Source organism: Mesorhizobium sp. M7A.F.Ca.US.014.04.1.1 (genome assembly GCF_003998745.1).
GTDB classification, from domain to species: Bacteria; Pseudomonadota; Alphaproteobacteria; order Rhizobiales; family Rhizobiaceae; genus Mesorhizobium; species Mesorhizobium ciceri.
The window spans coordinates 1-5,075 of sequence record NZ_RZRW01000422.1 but is presented as its reverse complement, the minus strand read 5'-3'; the positions used below and the strand labels follow the sequence as shown (position 1 = coordinate 5,075).

Sequence of the window (5,075 nt, the reverse complement as noted above, 5' to 3'; positions counted from 1 at the left end):
ACAGGTAGGGGAATAGGGGAATAGGAAAAACTAAGGCCGCGCCGAGCTTGTCCCTACTCCCCTACTCCCCTACTCCCCTACTCCCCTACTATCTTACTATCTTACTATCTTACCACCCTCACCACCGTCCGGTCCGACAGCAGCGGCAGCAGCCGCGCCATGGTTTGCGCCGTGACAGCCACGCAGCCTTGCGTCGGCGTGAAGCCGGGGCGCGCCAGATGGAAGAAGATGGCGCTGCCGCGCCCGCGCCGGCGCGGCGACAGGTTCCAGTCGAGCACCAGGCAGGCATCGTAGAGCCTGTCGTCGCGCCGCATGCGTTCGTGGCTGGCGCCATAGGGAATCCTGACCGGCCTGTTGTAGTTGCGGTCGTCAGGCACTTCGCACCAGCCCAGATCGGGCCCGATCGGCGTCATCGCCAGCCGGGTCCTGCGGCCGCTGGAGAACTGATCCCCCCGGAAATACCCCGACAGGATCCGCATCGCGGCCAGCGGCGTGGCGCCGTCGCCTTCGCGCTTGTCGGCCGAGATGCCGCCGCGCCCCAGCGCACAGGCAAACACCGTTTTCCCGGCCTGCAGCAGGCCCTGGCTTGGATGCCCAGGCCTCGCCCGCACGGTCAGCACACGCAGCCCTTTTCGCAAAATTGCGCCGGCTGCATTGCGATCGTGTTTTTTCTTGTATGATCGTGCCACGGAACAAATCACTGTGAACGGCTGTTACGCCGGTCAGCTTCCGCATAAACAGGCAGCGGTCAACTGAATTTTCTTTTCAAAACAACGGATTGATCCATGACTTCACGCACCATACTGATCGTCGACGACGATGACGACCTGCGCGGCACGCTGGTCGAGCAATTATCCCTTTACGAGGAATTCGACGTGCTGCAGGAATCGACTGCGGCAAAAGGTGTCGCCGCAGCGCGCGGCGGCCTCATCGATCTGCTCATCATGGATGTCGGGCTGCCCGACATGGATGGCCGCGAAGCGGTGAAGATCCTGCGCAAGGGCGGCTACAAGGCGCCCATCATCATGCTGACCGGTCACGACACCGATTCGGATACGATTCTTGGTCTCGAGGCCGGCGCCAACGACTATGTGACGAAGCCGTTCCGCTTCGCCGTGCTGCTGGCGCGCATTCGGGCGCAGTTGCGCCAGCATGAGCAGAGCGAGGATGCCACCTTCTCGGTCGGGCCCTATACTTTCAAGCCCAGCCAGAAACTGCTGCTCGACCCGCGCGGCGGCAAGGTGCGGCTGACGGAGAAGGAGGCCTCGATCATCAAATATCTCTATCGCGCCGACCAGAAGGTGGTGACGCGCGACGTGCTGCTCGAGGAGGTGTGGGGCTACAATTCCGGCGTCACCACGCACACGCTGGAAACCCATGTCTACCGGCTGCGCCAGAAGATCGAGCGCGATCCTTCCAATGCGGAAATTCTTGTGACAGAAAGCGGCGGCTACAAGCTGGTTCCTTAAACATTTTCATTATCCAATGAGCGGCCGGGCGGGGCCGCTTTCGGGTACGATCCAGTTGGAGGGTGGTTTGGATCGAACTCGCAGAGGAGGAGTCGGACTGTCGGTTCGGGGACATAGCTAGATGGCGCTGGATGACGACATCCGCGTTCTGTCCGCCGTGAGGCTCTTCGAGGGCTTCACGCAGGAACAACTGCGCCTGCTCGCCTTTGGCGCCGAGAACACCAGGCTGATTGCCAACCACAAGCTCTATCGCGAGGACGACGAGGCCGATTCCGCCTATATCGTTGTCAGCGGGCGCATCGTGCTCTACCGGGAGCAGAATGGTGAACGCATCCCGATTGGCACGGCAGACCCCGGCACGATCCTGAGCGAACTGGCATTGATCGCCGACACCAACCGGTTGACCAGCGCCTCGGCCGAGATCGATTCGGAAGTGATGCGCCTCAGCCGCAAGATGTTCCGCCGCATCCTGGAGGAATATCCCGAGATCGCGGTCAAGCTGCACCAGCGCATCTCGGAGGAATTTCAGGCGATGATCCGCCGCATCGAGGAACTGGCGCCGCGCTTCTCCGGCTAAATCTAGCGTACCCACGAAGCTGCTGGCTTCGCAGCCGAAGGGAGAAGTGTTTTCAACGACAGCGATGAACTGGTCGTGGCGCACTGCGGCCGTCCGGACGCCCGGATCCAGCGGCAAGGCTCCGTTGACAGGCAAGAGGTGAAATCCTAAAGCACCTCGAAGGCGGCCGGCGCAGCAGGCGCCATCACCACCAGGCTCCTGGGGGGAGCGAGCCATGCCATCAGGGCGGTACGAGACCATTATCTTGTATTCCCGCAATGACGCGTTCGGCGACGGACTGATCCGGATTCCGGCATTGCGCGCCGCCAGAACGGCATTCCCCGATAGTTTCATCGTCTACGGAACCACCCGGTCGTCATCCCTTGAACATAGCCTCAATCGCCATGCCGGCCATTTGGTCGATGCGATCAATGTGCGGACGCCGCTGGCGCGCCTGATCGCCGGTCACAGCAAGGGCAAGGGGCGATTGGCCGTCGTCGATTTCCGCATCTCGGCGCGTTGGCTGCTTCAGGCCTCGGCATCACTGCTCGGCCGCGGCATTGCCTATGAGGCAAACTTTCCGGCTTTCGCCCTTTCCTGGCGCCTGGGCCAAAGGCCTGAAGCACGACCCGGGCACAATGCCTGGCGCTACCATCGCCTCATCGAACGCCTTGCCGGCAAGCGGCTGCCTTTCGATCATCGGCTGGAGCCTAGCCCGGCCGCACGAGCGGCGGCCAGGAGCCTTGCGGACGGCAAGCATGCTCCCTTGATCATTATCGCGGCGCATGGCAGCGCCAGCAAGCGCATGTCGGCGGATCAGGTTGCCGCAATCGCCGACAGCCTGATCGCCGACGGGGTGAACCTTCTCTATGTGAAAACCCCCGGCGACGGTCCCGATATGGCTGAGCTGGCTCAGCGCGTGCCGAAGCTGCGGCTTGTCGATTCCGCCGCGATCGGAGGTGTCGATATCGGTGACATCTTGCTGGCGCTCGGCGAGTTTGCCGATCTTTACATCGGCGCCGAAGGCGGTACCGCACATCTCATGGCAACGGTGATGACGCCGATGGTTATCCTCAATGGCGGCGCCAACATGGCCCGTTGGAGGCCGCTTTCGAACTGCGTGGACGTGATCGCGACCCGCCATGCCAGCCCGACCGGCCTGGTCGCCGATGTCCCGGCGCCGACAATCATCGAAGCGGCGCAACGGATGCTGGCGACACGCCGCCGCGACCATCCCCATCTACCGGATCTCGCAGGCCTGTCAGCGCAGCAGCCCTGGGGCAACGACATGCGTGAAGACGTGAAGCGCGCCGTTTGAGTTCGAATTTATTTGGACGCGCTTCGAAGCGTGCTGGGATTCAGGTCGGGCATTTGCAGGCCGGCCTCCCCTGAACATCGGCGCCATGGTACAATGGGTTCGGTGGAGCGAAGCGCTGCAACCGTTCGATGCTGACCACCGGCACAATGCAGGCGGAGTTCTCGGCGCGGCAGAACTGGCAGCCATCGTAATGGATTAGGCATAGGTCAGCACTTCTTGATCTTTGATTCCAATGGAGTTCCTCTCAGTCCTCAATGAGAATAGCTAATGCCAGAGAACAGCGCGCCGAACACAAAGCATGGCGGCGAATGGACAATAGCCTGGCGCTTGGTCGTGGTGGCGGCGGCGGCGATTAACGTTGCGATGCTCTTGGCCGCGCTGTCCGTCGCGCAAATTCGTGGTCTGGACGCGTGGATCTTTTATCGAGATCCATCCGCAGCCGCCGGAGTCGGTTTCTATACGGGGTGGATTTCGTCCCTGGGTGCTTCGCTATGGATCGGCTCCGGCGCCGCAACCCTGTTTGCTGGCCTGCTCACGCGCCGATGGGATTGCACGTTTCTCGGCGGCCTTACCCTCCTCTTGGGCCTCGATGACCTGTTGTTGATCCATGAGGACGTGCTGCCCATTGTTGGGATACCGGAGATCGTTCCGATGATTGCCTACGCCGCCGCCGGGTTGTTCTGGTTCTTCCGGCTGCGACGGAAAACATTCGACGGCACGATCATCTTTGTGGCCGCAGGCTTCCTGCTGGCGATGTCAGCATCGATCGACCAGCTCGGAGAGCTGTTTCCTACCCCCGGTTCTGCGGCCGCCATCGCCGAGGACGTCGTCAAAGAGCTTGGCATCTTCCTCTGGGCGGCAGGTGCCGTTGGGTACGCGGCGATGGTGACACGATTGGGCCGCCCGTGGGTGGATCCAGCCGGTCCCAACTCTACAGACTGACTGCCGCACGCGGGCATTTTCGACCAGACTAGTCCAGATCGAACCGCGCGATGACAGGCACATGGTCCGACGGGCGCTCCCAGCCGCGCGCCAGACGCAGGATCTCGTAGCCGGAAAAGCTGGGCACAAGGTTCGGCGACGACCAGACGTGGTCGAGGCGGCGGCCGCGATTGGACAGCTCCCAATCCTGCGCGCGATAGCTCCACCAGGTGTAGAGCTTCTGCTCATCCGGCACGTTGAGCCGCATCAGGTCGGCCCAGTTGCCGGCGCGACGCATCGCCTCGAAATTTTCCGTCTCGACCGGCGTGTGGCTGACCACGTTGAGCAATTGCTTGTGCGACCAGACGTCATGTTCGAGCGGGGCGATGTTGAGGTCGCCGACCAGCACCGAGCCGGACACCTCGTCATGTTCTGCCCGGATGGCATTCATCTCGGCAACGAAATCGAGCTTGTGCTTGAACTTCCTGTTGATGACGGGATCCGGTTCGTCGCCGCCCGCCGGGACGTAGAAATTATGCAGCAGGATCGCCTTGCCGCCGGCCCGCACCGTCACCGAGAGGTGCCGGCTGTCCTCGATTTCGCAAAAGCGTCGCTTTTCGACCAATTCGATCGGCCGCCGCGCCACGGTTGCTACGCCGTGGTAGCCCTTCTGGCCATGGAAGGCGATGTGCTCGTAGCCGAGCTTGCGGAAAGCCTTCTCGGGGAACAGTTCGTCGGGAACCTTGGTTTCCTGCAGGCACAGCACGTCGGGCGCATGCTCGACGAGCAGGCGCTCGACGATCGGCATGCG

The 5,075-nt window shown here is 62.2% G+C and carries 6 protein-coding genes; 4 read left to right on the top strand and 2 right to left on the bottom strand.

Translation table 11 applies throughout. The annotated features are described in order from the left end of the window. Window positions 1-104: 104 nt before the first annotated feature. The gene (locus EOA22_RS23940; RefSeq protein ID WP_181172690.1) at window positions 105-641 is read right to left on the bottom strand and encodes a L,D-transpeptidase; all 537 of its coding nucleotides are present in this window, start codon (window positions 639-641) and stop codon (window positions 105-107) included. Window positions 642-785: 144 nt separating this feature from the next. Between EOA22_RS23940 and EOA22_RS23935 the strand changes: the two genes are divergently transcribed. The 4 genes from EOA22_RS23935 to EOA22_RS23920 all read left to right on the top strand — a co-directional run bounded on the left by EOA22_RS23935 (window position 786) and on the right by EOA22_RS23920 (window position 4,285). After that, window positions 786-1,469 carry a response regulator transcription factor gene (locus EOA22_RS23935; protein ID WP_013528898.1) on the top strand — a complete coding sequence of 228 codons (684 nt, stop codon included), beginning with the start codon at window positions 786-788 and terminating at the stop codon, window positions 1,467-1,469. 121 nt (window positions 1,470-1,590) lie between these two features. Continuing rightward, window positions 1,591-2,046: a Crp/Fnr family transcriptional regulator gene (locus EOA22_RS23930; protein ID WP_013528897.1), complete on the top strand. Its 456-nt coding sequence runs from the start codon at window positions 1,591-1,593 to the stop codon at window positions 2,044-2,046. 214 nt (window positions 2,047-2,260) lie between these two features. Further along, window positions 2,261-3,343 (top strand): glycosyltransferase family 9 protein, encoded by a 1,083-nt coding sequence (locus EOA22_RS23925; RefSeq protein ID WP_082826599.1) that lies wholly within the window; start codon window positions 2,261-2,263, stop codon window positions 3,341-3,343. Between the two features lie 267 nt (window positions 3,344-3,610). Next, window positions 3,611-4,285, top strand: coding sequence for a hypothetical protein (locus EOA22_RS23920; RefSeq protein ID WP_063169523.1), 675 nt, complete (start codon window positions 3,611-3,613; stop codon window positions 4,283-4,285). A 28-nt stretch (window positions 4,286-4,313) separates the two neighbouring features. Here the strand turns inward: EOA22_RS23920 and EOA22_RS23915 are convergent. Then, window positions 4,314-5,075, bottom strand: a 762-nt coding sequence (locus EOA22_RS23915) for an exodeoxyribonuclease III (RefSeq protein WP_164755764.1), incomplete at its 5' end; no start/stop codon positions are given.

Excerpts from the sequence above, each read along its gene's own strand:
- EOA22_RS23935 (WP_013528898.1), top strand. The coding sequence starts at position 786 with ATGACTTCACGCACCATACTGATCGTCGACGACGATGACGACCTGCGC.
- EOA22_RS23930 (WP_013528897.1), top strand. The coding sequence starts at position 1,591 with ATGGCGCTGGATGACGACATCCGCGTTCTGTCCGCCGTGAGGCTCTTC.
- EOA22_RS23925 (WP_082826599.1), top strand. The coding sequence starts at position 2,261 with ATGCCATCAGGGCGGTACGAGACCATTATCTTGTATTCCCGCAATGAC.
- EOA22_RS23920 (WP_063169523.1), top strand. The coding sequence starts at position 3,611 with ATGCCAGAGAACAGCGCGCCGAACACAAAGCATGGCGGCGAATGGACA.